General features: G+C 54.2%; 25 protein-coding genes, 2 tRNA genes and 1 pseudogene. 4 read left to right on the top strand and 24 right to left on the bottom strand.

What is annotated here, in order from left to right; all coding sequences use genetic code 11:
- Positions 1-694: 694 nt before the first annotated feature.
- From J2D73_RS13310 to J2D73_RS13260, 11 genes are all read right to left on the bottom strand, one after another.
- Positions 695-1135, bottom strand: coding sequence for a hypothetical protein (locus J2D73_RS13310; RefSeq protein ID WP_207882018.1), 441 nt, complete (start codon positions 1133-1135; stop codon positions 695-697).
- 664 nt (positions 1136-1799) lie between these two features.
- A complete protein-coding gene (locus tag J2D73_RS13305) occupies positions 1800-2225 on the bottom strand; it encodes a hypothetical protein (RefSeq protein ID WP_086643141.1) in 426 nt (141 codons plus the stop codon).
- Positions 2222-3787, bottom strand: a complete 1566-nt coding sequence (locus J2D73_RS13300) for a phage tail sheath protein (RefSeq protein ID WP_207882017.1) — start codon at positions 3785-3787, stop codon at positions 2222-2224. The genes J2D73_RS13305 and J2D73_RS13300 overlap by 4 nt, the downstream gene beginning before the upstream one ends.
- A gap of 223 nt (positions 3788-4010) precedes the next feature.
- Complete coding sequence (locus J2D73_RS13295; RefSeq protein WP_207882016.1) at positions 4011-5942, bottom strand: hypothetical protein; 1932 nt, start codon at positions 5940-5942, stop codon at positions 4011-4013.
- 676 nt (positions 5943-6618) lie between these two features.
- On the bottom strand, positions 6619-7017 hold the full coding sequence (locus tag J2D73_RS13290) for a hypothetical protein (RefSeq protein ID WP_207882015.1): 399 nt from the start codon (positions 7015-7017) through the stop codon (positions 6619-6621).
- A 103-nt stretch (positions 7018-7120) separates the two neighbouring features.
- A complete protein-coding gene (locus tag J2D73_RS13285; RefSeq protein WP_207882014.1) occupies positions 7121-8488 on the bottom strand; it encodes a DUF4043 domain-containing protein in 1368 nt (455 codons plus the stop codon).
- A 16-nt stretch (positions 8489-8504) separates the two neighbouring features.
- The gene (locus J2D73_RS13280; RefSeq protein WP_207882013.1) at positions 8505-9071 is read right to left on the bottom strand and encodes a phage scaffolding protein; all 567 of its coding nucleotides are present in this window, start codon (positions 9069-9071) and stop codon (positions 8505-8507) included.
- Positions 9072-10577, bottom strand: a complete 1506-nt coding sequence (locus tag J2D73_RS13275) for a phage portal protein (protein WP_243429940.1) — start codon at positions 10575-10577, stop codon at positions 9072-9074.
- 80 nt (positions 10578-10657) lie between these two features.
- A complete protein-coding gene (locus tag J2D73_RS13270) occupies positions 10658-11986 on the bottom strand; it encodes a hypothetical protein (protein WP_207882012.1) in 1329 nt (442 codons plus the stop codon).
- Positions 11987-12451 (bottom strand): hypothetical protein, encoded by a 465-nt coding sequence (locus J2D73_RS13265; protein ID WP_207882011.1) that lies wholly within the window; start codon positions 12449-12451, stop codon positions 11987-11989. It lies immediately after the preceding gene.
- Positions 12452-12472: 21 nt separating this feature from the next.
- Positions 12473-12904: a hypothetical protein gene (locus tag J2D73_RS13260; protein WP_207882010.1), complete on the bottom strand. Its 432-nt coding sequence runs from the start codon at positions 12902-12904 to the stop codon at positions 12473-12475.
- A gap of 683 nt (positions 12905-13587) precedes the next feature.
- Between J2D73_RS13260 and J2D73_RS13255 the strand changes: the two genes are divergently transcribed.
- A complete protein-coding gene (locus tag J2D73_RS13255; protein WP_243429939.1) occupies positions 13588-14340 on the top strand; it encodes a LexA family transcriptional regulator in 753 nt (250 codons plus the stop codon).
- Between the two features lie 24 nt (positions 14341-14364).
- Here the strand turns inward: J2D73_RS13255 and J2D73_RS13250 are convergent.
- From J2D73_RS13250 to J2D73_RS13220, 7 genes are all read right to left on the bottom strand, one after another.
- Positions 14365-14438: transfer RNA gene (locus J2D73_RS13250), tRNA-Pro, on the bottom strand.
- A gap of 88 nt (positions 14439-14526) precedes the next feature.
- The gene (locus J2D73_RS13245) at positions 14527-15087 is read right to left on the bottom strand and encodes a MerR family transcriptional regulator (protein ID WP_207882009.1); all 561 of its coding nucleotides are present in this window, start codon (positions 15085-15087) and stop codon (positions 14527-14529) included.
- Positions 15084-15407 (bottom strand): integration host factor subunit alpha, encoded by a 324-nt coding sequence (locus J2D73_RS13240; protein ID WP_086643132.1) that lies wholly within the window; start codon positions 15405-15407, stop codon positions 15084-15086. Before J2D73_RS13240 ends, J2D73_RS13245 begins: the two co-directional genes overlap by 4 nt.
- 60 nt (positions 15408-15467) lie before the next feature.
- The gene (locus J2D73_RS13235; protein WP_207882008.1) at positions 15468-16433 is read right to left on the bottom strand and encodes a beta-ketoacyl-ACP synthase III; all 966 of its coding nucleotides are present in this window, start codon (positions 16431-16433) and stop codon (positions 15468-15470) included.
- A 61-nt stretch (positions 16434-16494) separates the two neighbouring features.
- Positions 16495-17604 (bottom strand): phosphate acyltransferase PlsX, encoded by a 1110-nt coding sequence (gene plsX, locus J2D73_RS13230; RefSeq protein WP_207882007.1) that lies wholly within the window; start codon positions 17602-17604, stop codon positions 16495-16497.
- Between the two features lie 76 nt (positions 17605-17680).
- Complete coding sequence (rpmF, locus tag J2D73_RS13225) at positions 17681-17884, bottom strand: 50S ribosomal protein L32 (RefSeq protein ID WP_084440511.1); 204 nt, start codon at positions 17882-17884, stop codon at positions 17681-17683.
- Positions 17885-18033: 149 nt separating this feature from the next.
- Positions 18034-18606, bottom strand: a complete 573-nt coding sequence (locus J2D73_RS13220) for a DUF177 domain-containing protein (RefSeq protein WP_207882006.1) — start codon at positions 18604-18606, stop codon at positions 18034-18036.
- Between the two features lie 168 nt (positions 18607-18774).
- Here J2D73_RS13220 and J2D73_RS13215 point away from each other — a divergent pair, with 168 nt between their 5' ends.
- On the top strand, positions 18775-19365 hold the full coding sequence (locus J2D73_RS13215; protein WP_207882005.1) for an outer membrane protein assembly factor BamE: 591 nt from the start codon (positions 18775-18777) through the stop codon (positions 19363-19365).
- A gap of 48 nt (positions 19366-19413) precedes the next feature.
- Here the strand turns inward: J2D73_RS13215 and J2D73_RS13210 are convergent, their stop codons facing one another.
- The 5 genes from J2D73_RS13210 to def all read right to left on the bottom strand — a co-directional run bounded on the left by J2D73_RS13210 (position 19414) and on the right by def (position 23548).
- Entirely contained in the window at positions 19414-20781 is a 1368-nt protein-coding gene (locus J2D73_RS13210; protein WP_207882004.1) for an ATP-binding protein, read from the bottom strand.
- Positions 20782-21061: 280 nt separating this feature from the next.
- Positions 21062-21832 carry a response regulator gene (locus tag J2D73_RS13205; protein WP_207882003.1) on the bottom strand — a complete coding sequence of 257 codons (771 nt, stop codon included), beginning with the start codon at positions 21830-21832 and terminating at the stop codon, positions 21062-21064.
- Positions 21822-22379, bottom strand: coding sequence for a MarR family winged helix-turn-helix transcriptional regulator (locus J2D73_RS13200; protein ID WP_207882002.1), 558 nt, complete (start codon positions 22377-22379; stop codon positions 21822-21824). Before J2D73_RS13200 ends, J2D73_RS13205 begins: the two co-directional genes overlap by 11 nt.
- Positions 22380-22382: 3 nt before the next feature.
- The gene (locus J2D73_RS13195; protein ID WP_207882001.1) at positions 22383-23000 is read right to left on the bottom strand and encodes a hypothetical protein; all 618 of its coding nucleotides are present in this window, start codon (positions 22998-23000) and stop codon (positions 22383-22385) included.
- Positions 22997-23548, bottom strand: a complete 552-nt coding sequence (def, locus tag J2D73_RS13190; RefSeq protein WP_207882000.1) for a peptide deformylase — start codon at positions 23546-23548, stop codon at positions 22997-22999. Before def ends, J2D73_RS13195 begins: the two co-directional genes overlap by 4 nt.
- A 221-nt stretch (positions 23549-23769) precedes the next feature.
- Between def and rpsU the strand changes: the two genes are divergently transcribed.
- Both rpsU and J2D73_RS13180 read left to right on the top strand, forming a co-directional pair.
- Entirely contained in the window at positions 23770-23973 is a 204-nt protein-coding gene (gene rpsU / locus J2D73_RS13185; protein ID WP_084440514.1) for a 30S ribosomal protein S21, read from the top strand.
- A gap of 400 nt (positions 23974-24373) precedes the next feature.
- Positions 24374-24450, top strand: a tRNA-Arg gene (locus tag J2D73_RS13180).
- 314 nt (positions 24451-24764) lie between these two features.
- Here J2D73_RS13180 and J2D73_RS13175 read toward each other — a convergent pair.
- Positions 24765-25004, bottom strand: a pseudogene (locus J2D73_RS13175) (recombinase family protein); the annotation flags it as partial.
- Positions 25005-25369: the final 365 nt, after the last annotated feature.

Raw genomic sequence — 25369 nt, 5'->3', positions numbered from 1 at the left:
AAGATTTCTGATCTGCAAAAATCGAACGTTCAACATGTGTATATCGTGGTGAATGAGATTCGCTTGTATTAAATTTACCAGAAGAGTTTTGAAAAACTTCAAAATTTTTCTGTTCTGCGTCACGTGATGTTTGCAATTGAGATGGAGCGTTGGTGAAAGTTCGATACGGAGTCGGAGTGAATTGATTTCGTACCGTGCGTAATTTGTTGATGGAAGTGGGGAAAAAAAAGTAGAATTCCTTGGTTCATCTGCAATGATTTTTTTCAAACTTTCTTTTTGGAATCGATATTTCTTGAATTCATGATCCGCTGCTGCGGATTGTTTGTGGAAAAGGTTTGTAAGTGAACGTGTGTTCTTTATTGTTGGAACGTTATCTTCGAAAGGTAGTATAAACGACGGGTGGCGCGAATGTTTTCTAGATATTGAATAGTTAATGTTCGTTTTGTTTTTCGAAACAAAACACTGAGATTTTTTGGATCGATTCGATTTTACGGCCCAAAAAAGATTGTTATAATTGGTTAAAAAGTCGCTGTTTATCGACGAATTCAAAGAGTTATTTAAAATTATATTATTTTTACCATAATTTTTTTTGGTTTATTTATTTTACTCAGGTTGTTTGCGATATATTTTTTTGAATGCAGAGAGTTTACTGCACAAGGGACTCCTGGGCCCGAAGGATTGGCGTTGGGACTTGTTAAATTATTGATTTTGAATTTTTTATAATTTCCGGATTCTTCCAGGTAGTCGTTCTTCTGTTCAGTCTCTTTGTGCGAAGTTTTATGCGGAATGATGTTTTTAAATTTAATTTTTTTTCAAAATTATTTTTTGTAAGTAAATAAAGTGTGGAAGGTTTTATTGTCCTATTTATAGCAATTTCAGGTTTTTGAAATGAGATGTGTATAGGATTTTCATCGCGACCTTGCTTTTGATGTCTTGTTCCAATTTTCGCCCTAGGGTCAACAGAAAGCTTTCGGATCTTCGCGTAATATAAAAAATTAAATTTACTGCTTGGTTGTTTTCGTATGATTTTCTGTAACGTTTTTAGAATAATATTGCGAGATGGAATGAAAATATTTGTTTTATTTTTCAAACTGGAGCCAAGGATGCGAGGCCTGGAAAACTCGGTTGAAGACACGGCTTAGACCTCGTGATCTATAACGTTGATACAAATTGAATTATCATCAAGATAACAATATTTGATCATAGAAACAAATATTGTTCTCAACTCAATGATAAATATTAATATATAACGTAAACCTTTATAGTGCTGTACAAATTTATATGAAAAAAAGAAATAATTATCTAAACAATTTGTCCATGTGCCGCTTTCCCAATTATAAACCCCTCCGTCCAGTTGACCTGCAACCACTAACGCGGCGGCACGCAATCGTGGATCCCAACCGCAGATCACGTCATAGGGGACGTTGGCACGTAACAAACCCATGAGTGTGGACAAGGACGGAGAGTATGTTAGTTTTTTATTTCGGTTTTTACTTTCAAATCAGATGTTGATTCGAGAGAGTCAATGTGACTGTGCAATGCGTCGAGCCCGTCGCTCCCGATCTGATTAGCGAGGTCTCGGATCGTTGCATGATTGCGGGGAAACGGAATGGGAATCCCTTCGATTGCGCGAATTGAGCACCATGTTTGGACTACGTTTATGTACGCTTGATTTTGCGATCCGTCACCGCATGCGAGCAAAAGGTCCAGAATTTCTCCTGGATTTAACTCCCTATACTCCAGCTTTCTTCCGCTGGCGGTCGTGAGTATGACGGGTTCTTTATGGTGAATAGGCACGGTTAAATCTCACGTCGTTGGCTTGCAAAAAAGGTCACTGTCTGCGTCACTATATTTTCCGCTTGAAAGGAGCCAGCGTTAGTAAACGTCAATGCAAGTCCGCTATACTCATATTTCGATGTTGTTCCATCCGACTCTTGAATGTAGCAGTAAAGAACGCCGGATGAAATCGAATTGGCGTTCCAGTAAGCAAGTTCATCCGAGTCGAATAGTTTATCAAGGGCCGAATTTCCGCGGTCTATGGTAAATGAACCGCGCCACCCGGCTGGAGTGCTGAATTCTACCGGAGGTTTGTTAAGAGGATTCGTTCGCTGTCGACGACTTTCCTGTTGAACAGAAAAATTCACGACATCCTGCAGATCGATACGCTCGCCATTCCAGATGAGAACGATTGATCCTTGACGGCCGATTGTGTAGGGAGTGCTCATGTATTTGCGGTGACAGTAACGTCAGCGCCTCCGTTTATATTAAGAATAAATTTTCTGTTGATTCCGAAATATGTTACGCTAACGTCAGCCTGAAGATAACCGAGAGCGATTCTCGATTGCGGATTATTCTTTGCCGAGCATGTCACGGAGTACGCAGCACTGCCAGACGCGGTTCCAATAATGCCCTGACTTTGAAGGTCGGAGAGAAATCCCGTAAGTGTTGCATCAATGTTTGAAAATAAGGTCTGTGAAATTGGCTGACCAACATACACGCCCATCCCGGATGCCACTGTGCCGGCGATGAAATTTGTAACACGTGTATATTCATCTCCGTCAATTTCTGCGTTGCTCGACACATTGAAACCACCCCGCACACACCAGTAACTACCACCAGGCGCGGGGTTGCAGACAACATCTAACCCGTTCTGAAACAAAGAAGTCAGCTCGGCGGAGGAGTAGGTTGTTACTTGTCCTGTGCTTGAAAGTCCGGACTTCTGACTGCCAATCACGCCGTAAATTTGTTTGTTCAGGCTCGGAAGCTGCGGCGAAAGGCAAGATAGACATCCGGCGACGAAGCCCTGAGCGGGAACCAGGCGTGTAACTGCATTTTCAGTGTCATACCAGTACAGCCAATCACCAAACATAACTTTTAGCGCATAGGAGTCGACGCCGGCGGAGGTCCGCGTGGACACGGCGCTATTGATTGTGTCGCCTGAAGGACCAGAACTAATCATATATACCCCCTCCTGAACGCCGAATGCCGCCTGCGTCGACCATGTTGTGGCGTCTGTTACGCCGGCCAGGACGCCGAGGCTGCATTGTTGTCCACGGAGCGCATACATTCCGGTACGTTTGAGGTCATCAGAACCAATCAATGTCTCGGCGGTTACGCCGGAGGTTCCATCAGAGCCGTTCATAAGATACTGGTCTGTAATGATCGCTGGGGACACGGTTGTCCCGGTTCCCAATGAGGCGACAACAAGAGTGCTGGGACCCCGTGTCGCTGACTGGCCACTATTGACCGCAGCCACGACCGTAGCCCAGAAGCTGGCGTTGCCCCCTTCCGTCGACAGATTGTCGAATGACTCAGGAACGGCGTTTGGCATTTGGACAACCAGCTTCCAGGTGCCGGGAGCTGAGCCTGCAGTTAACTCGACGCTGATGGTGTTGCCAGCGGAGCCGGTGTAAGCGGCTGACAGCATCATTGGATAGCTGGACGAGGTGGTGTCGTATTGCAAAGCGTATGTCGCCGCGGCATCTGTACCGTCTGTGACACGCACGCCCACGAAACTGCTTGCTCCCTGAACGATAGCGACTGAGGCGGGAGTAGCAAGGTCGTAGGATGTCTGTTGCATAGGACCGAACAGGACGACACGCTCCTGAGAGGTGCCGAAGACGCAGGGAGCGTTGACAGGGCCCCAGGACGCTGTTCCAACGACACCTATGGTGTTTGTGCCGACGCCGGCCAGAGAGGTGGCGCCAGCTGTTTGAATCTGAACGTAAAGGTCAGGTACGGACAACGAAGCGGTGTTTAGTTCGCCGCTTTGAGATATCGTCGCCATTAAATCGGCGCCTTTTCTTTGGGAATAGAACCGGTCTGAGGGACGGCGACGTTGATTTGCCGTACATAATCTGCTTGACTTGATGAAAGAATATTAGAAATTTCAGTTGAAGAGGAAATTACTTGTCCTTTCTTATAGGATGCAAATGGCGTTGTGACTACGATGGACTTATTCATTCCGCTTCCTTTCTGTGCGGTTACGATATGCAGGCGTACTTCGTACATTACGTGATGATAGGTAGCTCTGGATAAAGTGTTTCTTGCTCTAACTTTTGTATAGCTGACCCCAAGGCGGAAACACGCTCGTCATTTGATCCCGATGTTAAATATGTTGGTGCTATCCAACCGCCTTCGGCGAATTCATTCCATGCATAGAGAAGTCCGGCGCCGCACGTAGTGGACGAAGTTGATTGAATAAACTCCGCCATGGTTGTCACATGATCAGCGAGCGCGTCGGGGGTTGCCGTCTCATAATAATCTTCAACATTAAGACTCGGATCGAGAGGATAAAATGCCTGCGGATTTTTTATGAGCGGGCGTTGGTCCCAGCCGACCATAGCAGTAGGCATCATCGGAAACCCGGACGCCGCGCGCGCGCTCCAATCCGCCGCTGCGGCAGCGGTTAGTGACGAATACGGTTGCGTCGCGCCGTTCAGCCGTGGCGTACAATATGCGCCCGACGCATCGGCGCCGGCAGAATTTGCGGCGGCGGTGTTGTCGTAATCTTGAAGCGCCGCCCCAGAGAGGTATACGATATAAGGTTCCTTCCCCGTGTCATGGCCAACTTTGCTTCGAATGTAAGATACAGCCCCGTTTATTCCAGAGGGTAACTCGCTAATTTGGTCGCTGGTTGCGTCCAGCATTAAATACAAGGGTCTTCCATCGAGCACAGTAAAGTAAAAATCGTCTGACATCAGATCGATATCACGGTGCAGCGCTGCGCTATATCCATCGACCCCGCTGGGGTCACCCCAGTTTGAAGATTGGCCGAGCATACAAAATTGTAAATTTCCTCTTTTGTTACTGGAAAGATATAAGGATAGAGCTGAACTTAATGTATTTGACGGTGAATAAGAATCGAATGCCCAAAATGATAGTCCGGCCGACAATGCAGCAGTAATTTCCAAATCAATGGAATCCTGAGTTGCAGTCGGCCATGTGACAGAGCCATCCGTCGTTATCGAGGCATTTGCCGGCAAGCGATATTCCCACTGCCCGTCGGATAACGCTACCGCGCATTGTTGATCAATCGTGTTCGTCATATCGTACCATGCGTCAAAACGAATGGCGCCGATTGGTGGAGCTTTGGGCGGAGTGTATGTGCCCAAAACCCCAAACGCCCATGCGTCGTTAACTACGCCGACGGGCCATAGAGTGGGCGCTACGGCTTGCGTTTCAGTCCAACCGTATTCAAATGTCCATATCAAATCGAGGCGGTATAGGCCCTCATTTAAACTGAAGTCAATTGCTTCACGTTTGACGAATTTTAGTGGTCCAGAATCAACGTCACGAAGTAGCTCACTACCGGCTAGCAAAGCAGTCATCACACCACTCTCCAGCGTGTCACGGTACGCAATCGATGGCGCGAATAATGAGATGCAAAATCCCTCTTCGACGCGACATAGCTCACGTTCTATGGAAATATTGCTCGAAATTTTCGCATAAAATGTTCGCGCGGATGAGTTCAATAGGGACGAGCCTGCGGTTGCAATTGTAGAGCGGCCGACCTCCCGAATTTGCGCCCCGATTTTCTGGGCGACGAGGGTTGCCGTATCGCCGACCGATACATACACGGGATAAGCTACATCATCCACGACTGCGCCCGCCACTCCGCTTGCAGTGGCGACGCCATTGAATTGTAATACTCCGTTCGACGTTTTCGCTGTTATTCCGATATCACTTTGAGTGCGGCTGGGGGTCCATCCTCGCCCATACCGCGTCTTGTCACGAGTCATCCCGAACTTTTGATTAACCGTGATCCAGGCGAGTGGAGATGCTGCCGTCAAATCTGCGTTAAGTTCCGCGGCCGGGGGCCATCCACGGGCAATTTTTACGTCAAAATCAAAGATACTTTCACCAGATGACTCGCTTGGATACACGAATGAAGCAATTTTCGCAGCGAGAGATTGTTCGATATCAGCGGTAGTGATTGTCATAGTTGATCGATTTCGAGATCTACACGCAAGCCATATGGAGAGCGTTCTATTCCGGAAATATGGTAACTTGAATTGAAGTTATCGATAACTCGTAATCCGATTTTTACCTCGATCGTCGGAATGTTTGGCATTAAAAGTGAGTATGCCTGAGCTGGAACGTCGGTGGGCAATCTGGCGGGAGGTGGCTTTCCAGAATGTTTTGTTAAGAGGGAAACTGGCCAGTTCTCGGCTATCATAGTATCGGCGCTGAGCACCGGACCTTGAGGAGCTTTGAGGCCAACTATGTTTTCGTTTGTGAACGAGCCGCAGCGCCATAGCGATATCGTCGTATTCGTCAACGTGACTAAGAGTGGGCGTGCTGGTTCGCAGCGACAAACGAAGTAAATGTCCCGAAAACAATTTTCCGTGGTAAGTGCCGAATTTGTGACCAGGTAATCGCCGGGTAATATGCTTGAGTTGTCTAGCGCTGCATAACGAAATGTGTGTCCCCATGGTGCGGGTGTTTTGAAGGAAAAATTTGGTACGTCGTCAAAAATACAAAAAAAATCGTTGATCGGATTCCGGTCTACGGGGGATTGTGAAGAGAGTGACCTGTAATGTAAAGTTGGAACGCCACATGACTGAGACGCTTTCTGAAACCCTAAAGCTATCCGCTTTTGTAGACGGAAGATATCCATTAAACGTTCAATCGAACTGAAAATGTGGACCGTGCCGGGCCAGGGGGGATGCCTAGAAATTGCACCAACTCTAACCGCTGCTGGTTGTACAAATCGACGCGATCTTTTACTTCATCTTTGTTGCGAGTCCAAATTGCAGCTTTGTCAGTGTCTATTTGATTGGCCGCGTCAGAAGGCCCGGCTTCGAGTATAACCAAAGTGGAAAGCATGCCCCTGACGACTGAAATTTCTGACATGGATAAATTTGTGAGCCGAAATTCAAGCTGACCATAATGATCAAAAAAACGCCACGAAGAAAACCCGACGTTCTCGCTTCCAAAAGCAGGGTACCAGCAGTACCTACGGACGTTGACTCGCTCAATGTCGGTTAGGGTATTTGAGTTGGACGTTTCGCTCATAGGCTGTACCCTAAAATCCGAATCCCGATTTAACCAGGAATTTTTAGTAAGATCCGATGTGAATACGGCCAAATATATGAAATTCGGCCGTAATACGTTTAGATCAGAGGCTTTCGATAACCACGCCACGTTTCAAATAGCTGTTTGTAGCAGTGGGAATAATCGAAGGATTTACGGTTGCGTCGGTGGGAAGCGCAAAACCGCCGATCCAGTACCATGATTGGGCAATAATCTGTTTCAGACGATCGAGTGGTTCTCGGGTGATCATCATGATCCCGTCAAGATTTTCGATCAAGGCGCGATCGCTGTCTGGAATTTCGACAACGCCATTGTAATCGCCTTCGATCAAGGCTCCCTGCCCGCAGACAATAGCACGATGGATTACGCCAGCGCCCAAAGATGCCTGAAGAGGCGCTTCTGTGGTCGGGATAAAGCGGACCCCAAGCAACTCAACGACAGATCCGGCGCGATAAGTATCACTGCCGTATGCCCCTCTGTATAGATATTTGAAATCTCCATCTCTAAACAATCCAAGCATCTGCTGATCGTCGAGGTAGCAGTGATATGCTCCGTCGATTGTCGGAACATTGTTCATGCGCAAAGCCGCTACCGCCGCAAGAACGGTCTGAATGCCGAGAGTATCGCCTGGGACATACGTGCTGGACCCGTAATTGCCGGTGGGGGCGACGAGTTGGGCTGTCGTAAGACGATTATTTGGGCGAAGCACCAATGGCGCGGTGGAGGCGACCACAGGACTGCCGGCAACCGCGTCGCTGACGGCTACTGATGTGGAAAAAGTCAATATGCCGGACTTTCCCAACGGCGCTGTCGAGACGTTGACTGCGTCCGCCGTGGCGGCGATCAGGGTATACGCGTTGCTACCGATTGTTACGGTCATTCCCGACGACTGCGCCACTGACACAACCTGTCCAGAGGAGTTCAGGAGCGACAGAAAGCCACGTATATCGTCCACGGCTACGTCGGCGCCTGCAGCGCTGAGGGCGGTGGTCACACGCGTGTTGCCACCAATGTATCCGCCTACCCCCCCGATTCCACCGCCAAACAAGGTATTGCGAGCAATACGATCAAGAGACTGGAGAGCCTGGATGCCGTTCGTATTGGCATTTGCGAGAAATTGATCGGCAATTCCCACGCCTTCGCTGACCACATTGAGGTCGATCGTGTCTCCATACTGGTTAATCGATAGCGTGTATTGTTCGACAGACCAGCTTGATGGCGTCAATCCGTTATCGAAGTTGGTGTTCTGAGACGGATTCATTGGCGTGGTCACTGGGGCCTTGAGGCCCTTGCGTGTTTTCGTAATGCTTTCGCCAATTCGGTTGGGAAAAATTTCTCGGTCGGCAATTGCGCGAAAGGCAATTCGAGACTGGAGCCCTGCAGTGAATTCGCGCGCCAGATAGCCCTGTTGAATGATGGGCTGTAATTGTGCCGGAAAATTATCAATCGCCAATTTAAATATTCCCTACTTAATTTGATCGCCGAGCGTATGACGGCGCAACTCTCTTCAAGGACGCACGGTACTCGGCGTCGGTCATGTCGCGGACCGAGGAAAAGACCGGGGTTCTCTCTCTTGGAGCGACTGCCGGACGTGCGGCGCTTGTCTTTCTGTTTTCGCCGTCCTTACAGGAAAATAGAAACGGTTTGTTTGATTTCAGAGCGGAAAACGCGTCGTCGACACCGACTATTGACCCGTCTTCAGATATGGAAACTCGCGATGTGTCGAGAAGCGGTAGACAATCCATGTCGACAAAGCCTACACCAATTGCTGCCTCACGAATTGCGGCGTTACGCTTCATCAGGGAGATTTCTGCTACGCGAGCGTCCGCGCTGGCCTGTGCTTCGGCATGAGCATTTGTGAGCTCGGCTTCGAGAGCAACTGAACGCGCCCGCGCTTCCGCAAGATCGGCCTGCAACTGCGCAAGCTGTCCCGAAAAGGCGTTTGCAACGCTGTCGGCAGCTGACTGAGGTCCCTGTGAAACGTCACGACCGGCGCTTTCGTTGCCCAAGGATGAGCTGTGTTTGTCAGAACTCATTTATATCTCCGAAGTATCGCGATTCTCGACCGCAGCTTTGAGGGCTTTTAAGCGTTGATCATGCTCCGCGAGATCGCTCATGATTTTCTCACGTTCCTCATGAATGTGTGGGACTCTGGTCGCCGGTCTCATCATCTTTACGGCGGTGTCCATCGAAACAGCGTTTGCGGTCCTGGCGGCTTGCACTGCATGGGCCATAGTCTGCATGTCTCCAAAAGTCGGTTCAAACCAAGGAGGCCATATCAGAGATAAATTCTTGGAATTTATTGGACCGTAAGATTTTCCCGATATTGTTACGTCTGGTATTGATTCGGTAATCTTGCAAATTAACCTGAGGAGGGAGAGCAAGCCGGATTCGCCGTAGGATCGTCGAAGACGGCCGGTCAGCCACGTCAAACCTAGGCACATTAACTCCATGGCGCGCCCGGACTGTGCCGCGCTGACGCGATCGCCTTGCGCACGGTTGCCGTGCATGGCTTCCAACGCCAGGGAGCGAAGCGCTTCCCACATACTCAGCGACGCAGTTGCTCCAGTACCGTTAATCTCGAGAAGCTTTGCGTCGCCGCCCGCTGGTACGGATATCGCGTAAGATGGGTCCTTTGGGAGCGACGCGGAAATACCGCCTGACATCTGGTATTCGTCACCGGAGAGTACCATTGTAGGGTCCGCCGAGTAACGCAAACCGCGAACCGTTTGAGAGAGTAGATAGTCAGCGTCTATCATCGCGTCGATCCCGGCAGAGAAGGTGCTTTTGCCATCGGGAGCTGTGGGATCAATTGCGGGTAAATTCTTTATCCATATGATCGGCGTTACACCCAAGCTATGGGTCGTAGAGCGATCTTGATCCCTGATCAGATTTTCCTCCACAGGAACACCGTCTGTGACGGGTACGGGTTGGTACCAGATTGTCTCCTTTTCGGTGAAATCTCGGATAAACCAGTAGTTTCCTGGTTCGAAGTAGCCAATATTCGATCTGTTGAGCGAGTCCGCATCAACAACATATTGTTCGCGAACCATCACAAGCCGACTGGGTTCTGATAGGGAAAACGTTGGTTCGAGATAACATGTTCTTTTTATTTCTATAACGAGTTCGTTGTCTACAACCTGCACCAATATTGCTACGGAACCAACCGATCCTATAATCGCGGCTTGCTCCATCAAAGACGGAATACCGCTATCGAAAATGATTGAATGAAGCTTCTGTTCACGGACGGGGTCGTCGCTCCCGTCGTCGAAACGGGCGGTGACGAGTGGCCAATGTGAAGCATTAAAAAGCAGGGATGTTGAATCCTCGACAACGACGTTACACAGATGCGTGCGGACTGATGGTCGCCTCCGATTGATGGGGATGTAAGATCCGTCTGCTCCACAACTTTTGAAAAACGGGTGAGGAATGTGATCGTATAGAGTTCCGTCCAGAACACGACTAAGCGCAAGAAGTTCGCGGGCCCGAGCAGATAACCGATTTGAGAACATCATACCTTTTTTTAATTCAGACCAATCCATCACTTCTCCTTTGAAATATGTAAGATACAAGAAGTTTTATTTGTAAGAAAGCGCAGCATTGACATTATTTTGATAAAAAATCACCGATTTAAAATGCTTGTTTTAATTGTGGAAAATTTATCACGTCCAAAACGTGCAACGAAATAATACCCGGTGGCGTCGACAAGATGATCGAATCCTCCTGTCTTCTCCGGTTCGCTCGATCCGCTTTTATATGAGTAACGTTCGTAGGATTCTATACTCTTTGAGCAATGCGAAGATACGAATGCCTTTCGAATCCCGAGTGAATTTTGAAACATCGCATTTGTAAAATTTAACCTGTCTCTAACAGGTGGCGCTCGATTCATTATGAAAATTTGGAAGCCGAAATCGCGTAGAATAGATATATCGGTATGCCCGCCAGAGGAAGTTCGACGCGCCTGACCGGCTGGGTCCGGATATATCGTGATATGTGATAAAGCTACGCGCGACGAAGAAGAAAAATCATTTTCGAAACGTCCATATCGCCGCTTTATTTCGTTGCCCATTTCCGAGGTGTTTGAGGTGGAGAGAACTAACTCGTCCACCTGGCACGTTATAATTTGCCCGCCAGCATCCAGATTTTCCTGCCAAACAGTCGCCGACATGGGGTTTATGTTGAAGTCCAGCCCGATATGTAGCGTTGAGTTCGGATCGCGAGCTACTTTTTTCACAGATTCGGATCTCGAAAAAGAGTAGAGACAACGCCCTGAGAAATTCTCGAACGAAGCTTCGTATTCCTGGCGGTACTGCCGAGAATCAAGGGTATCGCGAGCTCCGTTTATTTCATGAGCAGGGACGTTGCCACCGTCTATGGTTGTATAAAGGCAGGACCACCAACCTGCGTGCTTAGTTTCGCCAGGTTGTCCCTTCATGTAGAAGTCGTAAAAATTCCCATATCCTTTTGGAGTGCCAAGAAACAATGCATGTCCTTGCGTTGTCGCCAGCATGGGACGTAGTATTTCTGGCCATACCGCATCAGCTACGTCCGCCCACTCGTCACCCAGAAAAAAAAATAGGCCTGTCCCTCGGAGCGAGTCGTAATTGTCGAGACCAACGATGCGAACTGTGTGGCCATAAGGCTTGCACCGTATAGTCAGTTCGCTTTCGTTTGGACTCATGAGCAGCCATTGGGCAGGAATAAATCGCTTCAATCTGGGCCAAAATATCCTCTTGGCTTGCTTGTAGGTGGGAGCACCATACCAAATTTCGTTTTCTGGTGGTATACCGCGAGTTATCGCGATACGTAAGGCTCGACGAATCTCCTCGGCAGCTAAATACGTTTTCCCGAAACGACGTCCACAGACAGCGACCCGGAATCGTGAATTGCTGTCCCACCCGGCGTTGTAAATGGTCATTTGAGGGCGTGTCAGCGCGCGTTGGAAGGCCATCTAATCGCAGCTCTTGCCAACTGCGAGCATCACAGGCGATGGATCCGAATTGATTGCCTGCATGATCGAACTCGCCGCATCTTCTGAGCCAGCGGCGAGGCTGTTTTCTCGGTCACGTTGTTCAGAACGGGTGAGACGGGCGGAACTTTCTCTGAGAACGGCTGCCAGCAATTGTGGGTTGGGAGAGCGGTCTATAACGGGCTCTCCATCATCCCCTAGGATGATTGCCCCTTTTTCTCCGCGTCGAATTCCCGGGATGCCCGATATGGCAAAATCTCTTACAGTTGCAATAAAGTCATCGTGAAACACGGAGAGCGCCAGCGTGAGGCGTGGCCGCTCGTCTGCGTGGTGTTTGAGGAAGCGATAAAGATCGTCCAAAGAACACCCGATGAGACGTATGCAGTGTGAAGTATTTCCATTTTTAGCGACGCAGTCGCACAATTGGCCAAACTCGGCCTGCGTCATGGATCTGCGCTGTTTACGCATTTAGCCGCCAAGACGACGATTGGGGGTGCGGCGTCCATTCCAGACCGATGAGGAACTCATCAGCGCGCCTGCGGGCAGAGCGATCGCGCTGGCGCTGCTTGAGTGCCCAAAATCTTCGGCCTTTCGCGCACGAATTTCCATCGCCGCGATGAATTCGATTTGGTCCAGAACATTCGATTCTATCATTCCGCGAATGGCCATATCTTCGTGTCGCGTAGTTCGTCCCAAGACGCACAGGATAGCCAGTGTTTCTAAATGAATGTCTTCTTCCAGATGTAACATGTCTGGCGTCAAAAAAATAAAAGCACGATGATCATATGCGGGCTCAATTTCAAGGGGCGCGCAAATAAGTTCACCATTCGTCAGAACAAAAATAACTACCGCGAATTTTTCGCGAAAAGCTATGATGTCTCCGCGACTAATTTTACTCATGGCTGTAACTCCTTGCGGATAAAAAACGAAGACAACGAACGGTCTTGACCATTCGAAACGGAACTTTTCATTTGGATGGCGCCGCACGAAATAGAATTTCCTGCAGCCAAGGGTTCCCAGCCGTGCACTTTGCGGCGTTCCGAGACGTTTTTCATGGCCCCTTGAGATAATCCAAGCTCGACAGATAATCTATGAATATAACTTCTGCTTACGCCAAGACGTCGTGCTGTTTGTCGAACGGATAATCGTTCATCATGACAGCCTGGAAGTGCAAGAACACAGCGCTCTCTTTCTGAATCGTCAAATTTTCGTGCCATACTCTTAACCGCAAAGGAATGTTTGACGTGTGCATTTTCAGCCGTTTATCTTTGCTCTACGCAAGTTACGTGAAGCTGTATTGAGTCGCCGATGGCGCGCGTAATCGCGAGTACAAGAGACGCTCATATATATTTTCCGAATTTTGGATTTTATCTTGCATTACTAGGTAATGCATGTCCCGTTTGTCGTGTATCTAAGAGTGTATTACATGTCCCCAACTATTCACCAAACGACAATCTTCGCCACAGTCCGTCATGTGGCGCGTGTAAGCTGCTTTCGAACTGCGTGCCTGTTTGTGTAGCACAAAATACCCAAATGGGAAATAAAATCTCGTATGGGTATTTTCTATTCGCGCGTGGAAAATTATGCCAGAGTCCCGGCCGTATGTTTTGGGAGATGGTTTGTTGAGAGAGTCGAAGCTTTCCGTCGGATCGGACACCATCACGGCGCGCGCTGATCGCCTGAAGGTGGCGATTAGGTTCGGCGGCGGCAATACGAAGGTGGCCGAGCGTTCTGGGGTGCCCTTTAGTACACTAAGCAATTATCTGGCAGGCCGCGACATGAAGGCGGATGCGATGGTTACGCTCGCTCGCGCATGCGGGGTGTCACTGTCGTGGCTAGCGTCGGGCGATGGAGCGATGACGAATGACGGGCTCGAATTGACGGGGCAGAAACCCGATTCGGTGGCGTTGAAATTTTTTCATGCCGAACCGTCGGCTGGAAGGGGCATTACCCCTGATGAGTGGGAAGGGTATGACGAATACGAATTGCCTCGCCATTTTCTTGCAGGCGTTTTCGGGACTTGGAAAAAGGATTTGTTTCTGGTCCGCGTCCAAGGGGACAGCATGCAGCCGTCTATCAATCCTGGCGACACGCTTCTTGTGGATTATACTCCCGACGCCTTGGCCCAAGCGATATATGTGATGAATTTCCACGGTATGTTCATCGTCAAGAGGTTGACGATCAAGGACCGAGAAACCTTCACAGTAACAAGCGACAATGCCCGTTACCCGTCGTTCGACGTGCCTGTAGAACAGGTGGCCTGGGTGCGTGCAGGGGAGGCACGCGACCTGACCATTATCGGCCGTGTGATGGCCAGATTTCAGCCAAATATTTGATAGGTAGGGGAGAGATTCTCGATATCGGGCAGGCGGGATTCGAACCCACGACCCCCAGTCCCCCAGACTGATGCGCTACCAGGCTGCGCTACTGCCCGTCATATCGGTGAGGCTGTTTAGCAGGGCGTTGAGAACGCCGCAAGCCCGCGAGTTCGGCACAGTAGCTGCGGCGCTGCGATTTAACGCCTACCCCAGATAGTGGCGTAAAGCCTCCAGTTCCACCAATATCTCCGACAGTTCCTCTCGAAGGCGATTGGCGTCGATACGAGGGGGCGGGGCAGTAACGGGTGGGATGGAGTTCAGATCAGCGGGCGCCACTGCGCTTTCATTATCCGGAGCCCTATCGTGATCCGGAGGACTGGATGTGAGAGACGTATCAGGCTGGCTGGCTACTACAACCGGATCGTCGGAGTGTTCGCTCTCCTGTCCGCGCAAAACGCGTTGGACACCACGAATGGTGTATCCCTGAACGTATAGAAGCGTAGAAATGCGCTTGAGGAGTTCGACATCCTCCGGGCGATAGTAACGCCGTCCCCCACCGCGCTTGAGCGGCTTTACCTGTTCAAAGCGCGCCTCCCAGAAGCGCAGCACATGCTGAGGAACGTTCAACTCGTCGGCGACCTCGCTGATCGTTCTGAACGCCAGCGGTCCTTTTCGCCCTTTCAGGTCCCCGTCTTCAGGCGCCTGATCCGCAGACGGCGGCAAGTCTTCACTGAATTCAGCTGATTCAGCCGTTGCGCTGGTCATTCGTCCAGATCCGCATCGGTTTCAGTTGTGAGCTCCTGCCCATTCGCCTTGGCGCGAAGTATCTGACTCGGCCGGAAAACGATCACGGAGCGCGGAAGGATTGGGATTTCGACACCTGTCTTGGGATTGCGCCCGCTGCGACGCCCCTTTTTGCGCACCATGAATGTTCCAAAGCCGCTGATTTTGACGGTCTCGCCCGTCTCAAGCGTCTGTCCCATCGTTTCCAGAACAGCTTCAAGCAGGGCGGTCGAGTCGCTTCGCGACAGTCCGACCTGCGTGTAAATCTGTTCCACCAAACTTGCGCGCGTAACAGTGCTCATGGAGCGAGGGTAACACGCCATGATCCCTCGTCAATCGGGACACGCAACGTGTGCAGCGCTCTACATTCGAGCGAGCGCAGAACCCCAGGTCAGGCCACCGCCCAGCGCTTCCATCAAAACGAGATCGCCGCGTTGAATCCGCCCATCTCGCACGGCTTCATCGAGAGCAAGAGGGATCGACGCCGCGGAGGTATTCGCATGACGTTCGACCGTCACCACCACGCGTTCGATCGGCATCTGAAGCTTGCGCGCAACAGCCTCGATAATGCGGATATTGGCCTGGTGCGGCACCAGCCAGGAAACGTCCGCGTAGGTCAGTCCCGCAGCATCAAGAGCCTCGTCAACCGATGAGGACAGCTTGGCCACAGCGTGACGAAATACATCCCGCCCGCTCATGCGCAAGTGACCCGGATGCTCGCGACGTCCAACGGCGCCATCCACATAAAGCAGATCGCCCGTAGAGCCGTCGGCGTGCAGGTGGGTGCCGATCAGTCCGGTCGATCCGTCGCCGTCAGTCGCGCGCAGTACTACAGCGCCCGCGCCATCGCCAAAAAGTACTGCGGTTCCCCGATCGGACCAGTCGAGAATCCGCGAGTAAACCTCGCTGCCGATGACCAGAATCGTGCGGGCCTGCCCGGATCTGATAAACGCATCCGCGGACGACAGAGCGTATATGAAGCCACAGCACGCCGCTGAAACGTCGAACCCGAAGCCGTGTGCGACGCCAAGCTGGTGTAAAACGCGGACCGCCGTGGATGGAAAGGCCTGGTCTGGAGTGGCTGTAGCCACGATTACCGCGTCAACGTCCTTGGGCGCGATGCCGGCAAACTCCAACGCCCTTTCGGCCGCCCGAGTCGCCATGCTGACCGCCGTATCTTGCTCGCCAGCAATGTGTCGCTGCCGGATGCCAGTACGTGCGCGAATCCACTCATCAGACGTGTCGAACCGCTCGGACAGCTCGTCATTCGTCACTACGCGTTCAGGCAGGTACCCGCCAAAACCAACCATAGCGGAGCGAGTCGTCATATCTATTTACTCTCAAAGCACGAAAACGGCCCCGCGCTACGAACGCAGATTCGACGCCGCTTCAGGTTGACAGCACCGCGTCCTCACGCTCCTGCCCAGCCGCGGACTTTCCGCCCGTCAGGGACGGCATATGCAGCAGGCCTTCGCGGATGCTTTCGTTGAAGCCATGCGTGACCATATCCATAGCCACATCGAATGCCGACGCGAAGCCCTCGGCGTCCGTGCCTCCGTGGGATTTGACTACCACACCGTTCAGGCCGACGAACACGGCCCCGTTGTAGCGCCGGGGATCGAGCCAGTCGCGCATGCGCTCCAGAGAGGGGCGAACCAAAAGATACCCGATTCGTCCCAGCAGACTGCTGGTGAAAACCTGTTTGAACAGGCCTGACGCCAGCTTCATTGTCCCTTCGCCGGTCTTCAGCGCGACATTGCCGGTAAATCCGTCGGTCACGACGACGTCCGTCGTGCCCGCCGTAATGTCGTGGCCTTCGACGAAGCCGTAAAACTGCGAGGCAAGAGGGCTGTCACGCAGAGCTTCCGCCGCCTGCCGCAATTTCTCATCGCCCTTGAGCTCTTCGGACCCGACGTTGAGGAGCCCGATAGTGGGCGCGGGGAGGCCAAGGACGGCCTTGGCGAAGGCGCAGCCCATGACAGCGAATTCGACCAGATTGCGCCAGTCGCACGTGACGTTGGCACCAAGGTCCAGCATCACGGCGTCACCCTTCATGGTCGGGTTGATCGCCGCCATCGCGGGGCGCGAAATCCCTGGAAGGGTTTTGACGATAATCTTGGCGAGGGCCAGCATGGCCCCGCTGTTGCCCGCGGAAACCACGCCGCGCGCATCGCCATTCGCAACCGCGTCCATGGAGAGCCGCATCGACGAGTCGCGAACCCGCAACGCCGCCGTGGGCTTCATGTCCATCGCAATTGAGGAGGCGGCATGGCGGATCGTGCAGATCGCCGCAGCTTTCGGGTGCTTCGGCAGGATCGTCTTCAGACGGGCCTCATCGCCGATCAGAAGAACCCGTGCGCCAGGGTGACGATCGGCCGCCACCGCGAGACCCGCGATAACGACCTCAGGGCCACCGTCGCCGCCCATGGCGTCAATCGCCAGTGCGTAGGGCTCCTCGGGCGTCCCGGACAGCACGTTGGAGCTATCAGTCATGCTCATGAACGGTTTCCGCCAATCCGATCCAAGCTGGCAGCCGCCGCATCAAAGCGACAATAGTCTCCCCGGCGGCCGTTTTTCAGGCGCGAACCGCGACCTTAAGCGCCTTGCCGGCGGCGATGACTTCACGGCCATCGTAGTGTCCGCAGTGGCTGCAGATGTGGTGCGGACGCTTCAATTCGCCGCAGTTTCCGCATTCAGCGCTGGACTCGACGCGCAGAGCCTCGTGGCTGCGACGCATGCCGCGACGTGAGGGGGAAGTTTTTCTTTTAGGTACAGCCATGGGTCCGAGCCCCTCCAAACTGGAATCAGCCCGGAGCCGCATAGCGCGAAGCCGGACAAAAACATCAATTGAGCGGGGGCCTCTACCAGACAGGCGGCGGTTTCGCAAGAACCCAACGGCCTGTCCGATTACGGATCCCCGTGTCTGATTTATTTTTGACGACGCTTCAACTGCTCCAACGCCGCGAAGGGACGACGCGTCGAGCCGTCGTTCTCTCGCTCGTCGCTCTTGACCGCACCGCCCTCGTCCCCACGCCATTCCGCCGGAATTTCGACCCCTGGCCGGCGCGGGTAGGGATCGAGAATCAGGCCCAACTGCTCGGTCGCCGCCTCTCCAATGTCGATGTTGTCGCCCGCGTAAGGCGTCTCGTCGATGGAGTCGACGTCGCTGAGATCGTCCTCGCGCATGTCAGTCTCCGGAACGAATCTGACAGCGAAACGCTCGACCAGTGCGTCCTCGAACGGCTCCAGCGTGACGACGCAGATTTGCGTCAGACGTGTGGTGAGTGTCGCTTCGGCGAGAACTCGCCCGCGGGCTTCCGCGCTCAATCGGTAACGGCATGAAAAGCTCGCGATCGCAGGCAACCCGAGGCGCCGGGCCATAGCATTTCTCTCGATTTCATTCGCTTCTATCGAGACTTCCCGTGGAGCGCCCGACTGGCTGCTACGCAACGACCGCACCAGGATCGGGCGGGAGAATTCGAGAGATTCATGATCGGCCATATTCTGCAGTCCCCAACGCGCCCGGCGCCTGATGGCGTCGCCGTCCGACATGATTGACAGAAAGCATGCTATCAGGCACCGGACAATCAAGTCCCGCGATTTCCGATCGACGCCCGGCACGTGGCGTTAATCGGATCGCAGCGCCTGCGAAGGATAGCAGACCTCTCGATGCCAGCACGCGAAACGCCCTTGTCCCCTCCGACTGGCCCCCGACCGCGCCGCGGCCGCGCCGCGCTGGCTCCGGTGCTGGTTCTCGTCGGCTCCGCCTGCCTGCTTTCGGCCTGCTCGTTCTTTCAATCGCCCCCGATGCCGCGTGGCTCGCTGATCGAGGCCGACGACTACACCCAGCTCAAGCCGGGCGTCAGTAACCGCGCGGACGCGATTGATCTGTTGGGATCCCCGACGACGAAAGCGACCTTCGACGACAATACATGGATTTACATATCCATGATGACCATACCTGAGCCGGCGAGCTTTCCGCGCATCACCAAGCAGCAGGTCGTCGTGCTTAATTTCGATCCGGCAGGCACCCTGCGTTCCTTGAGGACGCTGGATCTGAAGGACGCCAAGAAGGTTGGCATGGTTGGCGCAGTCACGCCGACGCCTGGCACCAAGATCAACGTCATGCAGCAGATCCTGGGCAACGTCGGACGTTACAACCCGATGTCTGGCATGGGCAGCACCTTCGGCGGATCGACTGGCCCCATGGGCAGTAACAACGGTCCTGGTCACGGCGGCACCGGCAACAGCTTGCCTTGATCCAGATTTAACTTGTCGACTCTGGGTCTGACTACGAGAATCCCAGAGTCACCGTGGAAGTGTGATCTTTACATTGAGGCCGCCCATCCGGCTGCTCTCCAGCCGGATGTCTCCTCCGTGCGCCCGCGCGATATCGCGCACGATAGTGAGGCCGAGTCCGGTTCCACCGCCCCCCGTACCGCTGCTGAACGCGCGGAACACATCTTCCCGGCGGTCTGCCGGTATGCCGGGGCCGTCGTCGTCAACTTCGATTACCGCCGTGTTTCGTTCCCCGCGACCGGAGAGCCAAACACCTGCACCGTGTCTGCGCGCATTCTCTGCGAGATTGCTGAGCATCCGGCGCATCGCATCCGGGCGCGCCTGCAGCGTAATGCCGGGGCTGCAATCCACAGCATGCACCGCAACGCCAGCCCGTCGCGCCGATGCGGCCACATCGTCGAGTAACGCGGCCAGATCCATTGTGACGGGATTCTCCGCCCCCTCTCCGCGCGCAAATGAGAGGTAGCTTTCGATCATGCGCTCCATTTCTGCGACGTCGGCGACCATGTCTGCGATATCTTCGCGGAGGTCGGTGGCGTCCAGAGAGCCTGTATGCGGCAACATCGCCAAGGATAGCCGCATGCGCGTAAGTGGGGTGCGCAGGTCATGCGACACTCCGGCAAGCACGGCGGTGCGCTGTGACACGAAGCGAAGAATGCGATCTTGCATGCGGTTGAACGCCACTGCGGCCTTGCGCACTTCCTGCGCTCCTTCAGGGCGAATCGGCCCCGGATCACGCCCGAGGCCAAACTGTTCGGCGGCTTTCGCCAGCCGACGTATCGCCCGCACCTGATTCCGCATGAACAGGGCCGCAATGCCGAATAGCAAAATCGAACCGCTAAGCGCCCACAGCACGAACAGCCATATTTGTCCGACATCAAGGCGTTTGCGCGGCGCCTCCACCGAGATTACGCCGTCCGGGACCTGAATATCGATGAACACCGTATGTTCGTCGCGCAGCCAGTCGATAAAAAAGGGATAGGCGACGATCTCCTGCATGGCGCGAACGAGATCATCGTCCATGGGCCCGAGAACGTGTGTCGATCCGAACCGCGTCAATCGTTGCCCCGGTCGCCAAGTCATCGCCAATTGCGTGCGATTGCGCGCTGTTGTGATCAGCCAGGCCCGATCGCCGCGTGCGTGATAACGCTCCATCAAATCGAGAGACAGCGCGATCTCGGAGGCGACGCTGTCCGAAAAGCGGCGCGAGACGACGCGCAGGTAGTTCCCGTAGAAAAGTTCGAGAGCGATGCCCTGCGTCACCAGTAGCGGGAGCAATAGAATCAGTAGTGAACGGGCGAGAAACGAACGAGGCAGCACGCGGCGTACCGATCTGTCGACGCGCTCTTCGCTCCACATGCCGCGCCATCGTAACATGCCGAAAATCGTCGCCTCCAATAGGAATCGGTCGTCAGTGGGTCGACGGCCGCTCAGGCGCTCCGAATGTCGTCGGGCGAGAGCTGTTTAATCGTCATGACAGCATATACTTTGGGCCGAAGGCAGGAGCCTGATCGATGGGCCGTCATGAGAGGAAGCCCTTGATTTTCATCCTATCAAACAAGCCCGGCAGGCCGGGGGCGTCGATCGTAAAAAGATATGGCGGCGTCGGTATCCGAATGCTCGCCCCTGACCCGGACGCTATGTGGGTGGAAACGTCCTAGAAGCCCGGCTTCAGAACATACCCCTTGCCGCGAATGGTGTGCAGATAACGTGGCTCTCGCGGGTCCGGCTCGATCCTGCGCCGCAGCCTCGTCACCTGCACGTCGACAGCGCGTTCGCCGATTTCCGTCATGTCCAGGGCAACGGCGATCTCCTCGCGCGACAGCACCTCGTTCGGGCGGCGCGAAAGCGCTGCGAGAAGTGCGGCCTCGCCGCCAGTCAGATGCACCGGGCCATTTTCGCCCGTCAGCACGCCGCGCGCCGGGTCGAATTCGACCATGCCCAACCGCACGACACGCAGGTTATCCGCAGGCGCCGAGGGCGTCAGTCGCCGCAGATGCGCTTTCAGGCGCAGCAGCAATTCGCGCGGTTCAAACGGCTTGCCGAGATAGTCATCAGCCCCGGCTTCAAGACCGGTGATCCGGTCCTCGGGTTCGCCACGCGCCGTCAGAAGCAGGATCGGGATGTCCAGTCCCTGCGTCCGCAGTGCGCGTGTCAATTCGAGTCCCGTTTCCCCCGGCATGGTCACGTCGAGCACGATGGCGTCAGGCAGCATGAACCCCAGCGCCTGCCGCGCCTCAAGCGCCGACGCCGAGGCGGTGACGCGGAAACCGTGTTCAACCAGATAACGCTGTAACAGCCGCCGCAGGCGAGGGTCGTCGTCCACCACCAGCACGTGGGCGCCCGACACGCTTTCGTCGCGCGCCACCTGAAAAGGCGCGGGCCGTTCGTCGAGGACGCTCCTGTCTCCAGCCTGCTCATTTGCCATCGCGAGATCTTCCTTTCATAGGCTCTCTCGTCTGGGGAGAACCTCCCAGAAGCGCCTTGCTCTCAGGCGTCAGCAACCCTCTGAGCACATGGCGGAATCCCGCAACGGCTGGGCCGCCTGCGTCACGATAAGCGGCGACAAGACGCTCCCGCTGCACACCGAATAGCCGTGCTTCGGCGGCTTTTCCTGTCGCAGTCAACTCCAGAAACCGGCAGCGACGATCCTGCGTCCCGGCGCACGCCGTCACCATCCCCCGATCCTGTAATTCCGACAGCGTTCGCGCAAGACTCTGTTTCGTGACCGCCAGGGCGTCTTGCAGGGAGCCGACGGTCATTCCGGGGTGAAGCGCGAGCATCTGCAGGGCTCTATGCTGCGCGCCGCCAAGTTTCAGTTCTTCAAGCACCGGGGCTATGGCCTCGCCCATGTCGCGAGCCGTAAGGATCAACAATTCCTGCGCGAGCCTGAGCTGCTGCTCGCGTAAAAAAAGTACGCCGTCGCCGGGCGCATCCTCAGCGTCAGTCGATGTCTTGCGCTGCTCGATCGCCATGGTTCAGCCGACGCCCGGACGAAAGCGCGTAGAAAGTTTTTGCCGACAGGCGCCAATACGCCGCGTGCGTTCAAGTCCGGCGTCGAGGATGCGCTCGACTTTTCCTCGATCATCGCTCGCAAGCCACGTTGCGAACGTAGGGCCATATACGGCCGACAGAGACACGCGCTTTGTCGCCCAGGTGAAGCCTGTGGCTTCGTCGCCTGCGGCTTCCCAGATCGCATTCACTGTCCGCATCGCAATCCGCGCAGCTGCGGCCTGCCCGCATGGGCGCGTCAGAAACGCCACTGCGCGGCGCTCTGCCGCCTTGTAAGGCGTCAACGCATCCAACCGCTCCAGCACGGCGCGTCGTACGCGTCGGCTCAGGCGGGGTTCCGCTGCTTCTGACCCCGCCATAGCGGCGAGCATCCACCGATCCGCCAGATCGCCCCAGGCTTCAGTGACCTCGCGTAGTCCGCCCGGAAACAGAAGGTCGGCGTCGGGGCCGGCCGCTCTCTGAAGGGTCGCTATCGACCAGCCTGCCTGCCCGGCCTCTCTGGCGAACGCCTTCAGGGCCGAGTCGCGTTCCTCGCTGCATTCGATCGCTCGGGGGACGGCGAGGCGCGTCGCCAGCCCGATCACGAACGGTCGCCTTGAATCTGGTCGAGCCGGAGATGGCGTTCGGCTTCAGTGTCAAAGCCGAGGAGACGCAGATCGGTCATGCGCATTGGGTACAGAACGCCATCAAGGTGATCGACCTCGTGTTGCAGCACATTCGCCTGAAATCCACCGACTTCGCCGGCGATTCGTTCGCCCCGCCGATCATATCCCTCATAGAAGACCCGCGTGTAGCGCGGCACCCAGCCGCGCAGGCCCGGAATAGACAGGCAGCCCTCGAGGCGCAGCGTCGTTTCGACGCCTGAAGGCTTTAACACCGGATTCACCAGCACCTTGACGCTGTCGTCCTGATCGCTCTCTTCCTCGACACGTCCAGGTGGTGTGCGATATACAATTATTCTTTTGGAAACATGCACTTGCGGAGCTGCCAATCCGGCGCCGGCCGCATCGAACATCGTCTCGACCATATCGTCGATAAGCTTCTGCACGGCGAGATCATCAATCGCGTCGACGATCTGGGCCGTTGTGAGAAGCACAGGGTGCCCCATGCGTGCTATCTTGAGTAACGCCATAAGACAAAGATCACCCCTGCAGACTGCACGAACGATAGCCCGATGCGCCGTTCAGGAAAACGTGTTCAGCGGAATCGAGTTGTCTTTTCCTGTTCGTCCGTGCTAAGGAGCGGCCCTCTTCGACGTAAGGGCGTCTCAGGTCGCCGCTTTCGTCCTTACCAATCGGCAAGAATCCGGCGCGCCGTCACGGTCACCAGGTTCGATCAGGAGTAGACCACGCAGTGCAGGTTCTCGTTCGCGACAACAATGTCGACCAGGCTCTCAAGGCGCTCAAAAAGAAAATGCAGCGCGAAGGTATTTTCCGCGAGATGAAGCTTCGTCGCCATTACGAGAAGCCGTCTGAGCGCCGTGCGCGTGAAGCGGCCGAGGCCGTGCGTCGCGCCCGCAAGATGGAGCGTAAGCGTCTCGAGCGCGAAGGCTTCTAATCCGCCTTGTTCCAGACGGATTATGCGTAAAACCGGCTTCTTCTGAAGCCGGTTTTTTTTTGCCTTCTCTGATACGGCAAGCTGACCGACGCAGGAGAACCCGCTTCGCGTGTCCGGCGGTTTGCCTCGTCGTGCTGAGGTTCGAACGAGCAGGTTGATGAAGCGCGAGACTGACATTTCCGGCGCACGTTTGCAGAGACGCCGATATTTTGATCCGTGTTGCTAATTTTGGCGCTAGCCCGGTCATGTAGCCGTGCGCGGGTGATCATGAACTTTCCAATCAGACCATGAGAGTTTTCTCCTTCGAGTGTTCAAGAGGGTCTCGTAGAGAGATTTGTGTCTGAGGCGTGAAATAGGGGGTTGCAGAGACGAATCCTCTCGGCTACATAGCCCCTCGTCCGCACCCGTAGCTCAATTGGATAGAGCACCAGACTACGAATCTGGGGGTTAGAGGTTCGAGTCCTTTCGGGTGCGCCAGATTATTTCAGAAAATTTTTGAAATTAACCTTTCGGTCTTTTCCCCTGTCAGAAGCTTCCGAGCTCACTCCGGACTCATCCCATACGGTGCCTGATCCGCGCCGCTTACAGGCTGTGACGTCCACTCGCTGCTCACGTTAGCGACGTCTGGCCTCAGGCCAGGACGGGGTGTCTGGCGGCGCTGAAACCGTTTCACGCTCTTATCCTCAACATGATCGAGATCCGGCTGCGACGCGAGGCGCTGAGGGGCGCGTCACACGTCTGGATGGCTACCTCGCCAAGGCTCTCGCTCAGCGCTTGAGTTTGCGCTCGCGGTCGACTGGCACCAGCAGATCTCCTGTGGAGCGCGCCAGGCGGTCCGGCTTTGTGGCCGCGAGGGTGTCACATTTGCATAGGAACGAGACGGCAGTGGCAAGCTGCGGGCGACTGTCCTTCACGGCACTGATCCGTTCGGCGAGCACCTTCTCGCAACCTGCCGCCCGAAGATCCCGCCCCTGCGCAGCAAGGCCCGCGTCCTGATCGCTGGTGCTGACGCGCGCGTATCCGATTTTCACGGCAAAAATGTTCCAATAGAGCGCCTTGGGATTATGCCACACAGTCCCAAATTCCGTACAACGCGTGTGGAGCAAAAAACAGGGAGTCCCGCACTGCTCCGCTAGGCATGCCCGGGTGAAACGTTTTGGGTGCGTTACTCGTACGGCAGGTCTAGGGATTGTTGGTGGAACCGGCTTGATGCGGCTGGATAAATTCTTGTTTTGAAATGTGAAATTCGTAGTAATCGAATGGTGCTGGGCCTAGTTTTTCATATGTTATCTAATTACCATTGCAATGGGGGAAGCAGAAGGTTCGGTTTCGGCCGCAAACCTTAGAGCCTGTTTGGAAAATCGGTCTGATGTGATTCAAGCTCTGGATGTGGACG

It is taken from the genome of Acetobacter sacchari, assembly GCF_017377715.1.
Taxonomy (GTDB): Bacteria; Pseudomonadota; Alphaproteobacteria; order Acetobacterales; family Acetobacteraceae; genus Acetobacter; species Acetobacter sacchari.
The sequence above is the reverse complement of the archived record's forward strand: the minus strand, read 5'-3'. Positions and strand labels throughout refer to the sequence as shown.

What these genes read in the sequence shown, in the direction of transcription:
- J2D73_RS13255 (WP_243429939.1), top strand. Translation starts at nt 13,588, where the DNA reads ATGCCAGAGTCCCGGCCGTATGTTTTGGGAGATGGTTTGTTGAGAGAG.
- J2D73_RS13290 (WP_207882015.1), bottom strand. Translation starts at nt 7,017, where the DNA reads ATGAGCGAAACGTCCAACTCAAATACCCTAACCGACATTGAGCGAGTC.
- J2D73_RS13240 (WP_086643132.1), bottom strand. Translation starts at nt 15,407, where the DNA reads ATGAGCACTGTTACGCGCGCAAGTTTGGTGGAACAGATTTACACGCAG.
- J2D73_RS13300 (WP_207882017.1), bottom strand. Translation starts at nt 3,787, where the DNA reads ATGGCGACGATATCTCAAAGCGGCGAACTAAACACCGCTTCGTTGTCC.
- J2D73_RS13205 (WP_207882003.1), bottom strand. Translation starts at nt 21,832, where the DNA reads ATGGCAAATGAGCAGGCTGGAGACAGGAGCGTCCTCGACGAACGGCCC.
- J2D73_RS13270 (WP_207882012.1), bottom strand. Translation starts at nt 11,986, where the DNA reads ATGGCCTTCCAACGCGCGCTGACACGCCCTCAAATGACCATTTACAAC.
- J2D73_RS13260 (WP_207882010.1), bottom strand. Translation starts at nt 12,904, where the DNA reads ATGAGTAAAATTAGTCGCGGAGACATCATAGCTTTTCGCGAAAAATTC.
- J2D73_RS13200 (WP_207882002.1), bottom strand. Translation starts at nt 22,379, where the DNA reads ATGGCGATCGAGCAGCGCAAGACATCGACTGACGCTGAGGATGCGCCC.
- plsX (WP_207882007.1), bottom strand. Translation starts at nt 17,604, where the DNA reads ATGAGCATGACTGATAGCTCCAACGTGCTGTCCGGGACGCCCGAGGAG.
- J2D73_RS13295 (WP_207882016.1), bottom strand. Translation starts at nt 5,942, where the DNA reads ATGACAATCACTACCGCTGATATCGAACAATCTCTCGCTGCGAAAATT.
- J2D73_RS13280 (WP_207882013.1), bottom strand. Translation starts at nt 9,071, where the DNA reads ATGAGTTCTGACAAACACAGCTCATCCTTGGGCAACGAAAGCGCCGGT.
- J2D73_RS13210 (WP_207882004.1), bottom strand. Translation starts at nt 20,781, where the DNA reads ATGTTACGATGGCGCGGCATGTGGAGCGAAGAGCGCGTCGACAGATCG.
- J2D73_RS13245 (WP_207882009.1), bottom strand. Translation starts at nt 15,087, where the DNA reads ATGACCAGCGCAACGGCTGAATCAGCTGAATTCAGTGAAGACTTGCCG.
- J2D73_RS13305 (WP_086643141.1), bottom strand. Translation starts at nt 2,225, where the DNA reads ATGAGCACTCCCTACACAATCGGCCGTCAAGGATCAATCGTTCTCATC.
- J2D73_RS13275 (WP_243429940.1), bottom strand. Translation starts at nt 10,577, where the DNA reads ATGGATTGGTCTGAATTAAAAAAAGGTATGATGTTCTCAAATCGGTTA.
- rpmF (WP_084440511.1), bottom strand. Translation starts at nt 17,884, where the DNA reads ATGGCTGTACCTAAAAGAAAAACTTCCCCCTCACGTCGCGGCATGCGT.
- J2D73_RS13215 (WP_207882005.1), top strand. Translation starts at nt 18,775, where the DNA reads ATGCCAGCACGCGAAACGCCCTTGTCCCCTCCGACTGGCCCCCGACCG.
- J2D73_RS13235 (WP_207882008.1), bottom strand. Translation starts at nt 16,433, where the DNA reads ATGACGACTCGCTCCGCTATGGTTGGTTTTGGCGGGTACCTGCCTGAA.
- J2D73_RS13220 (WP_207882006.1), bottom strand. Translation starts at nt 18,606, where the DNA reads ATGGCCGATCATGAATCTCTCGAATTCTCCCGCCCGATCCTGGTGCGG.
- def (WP_207882000.1), bottom strand. Translation starts at nt 23,548, where the DNA reads ATGGCGTTACTCAAGATAGCACGCATGGGGCACCCTGTGCTTCTCACA.
- J2D73_RS13265 (WP_207882011.1), bottom strand. Translation starts at nt 12,451, where the DNA reads ATGACGCAGGCCGAGTTTGGCCAATTGTGCGACTGCGTCGCTAAAAAT.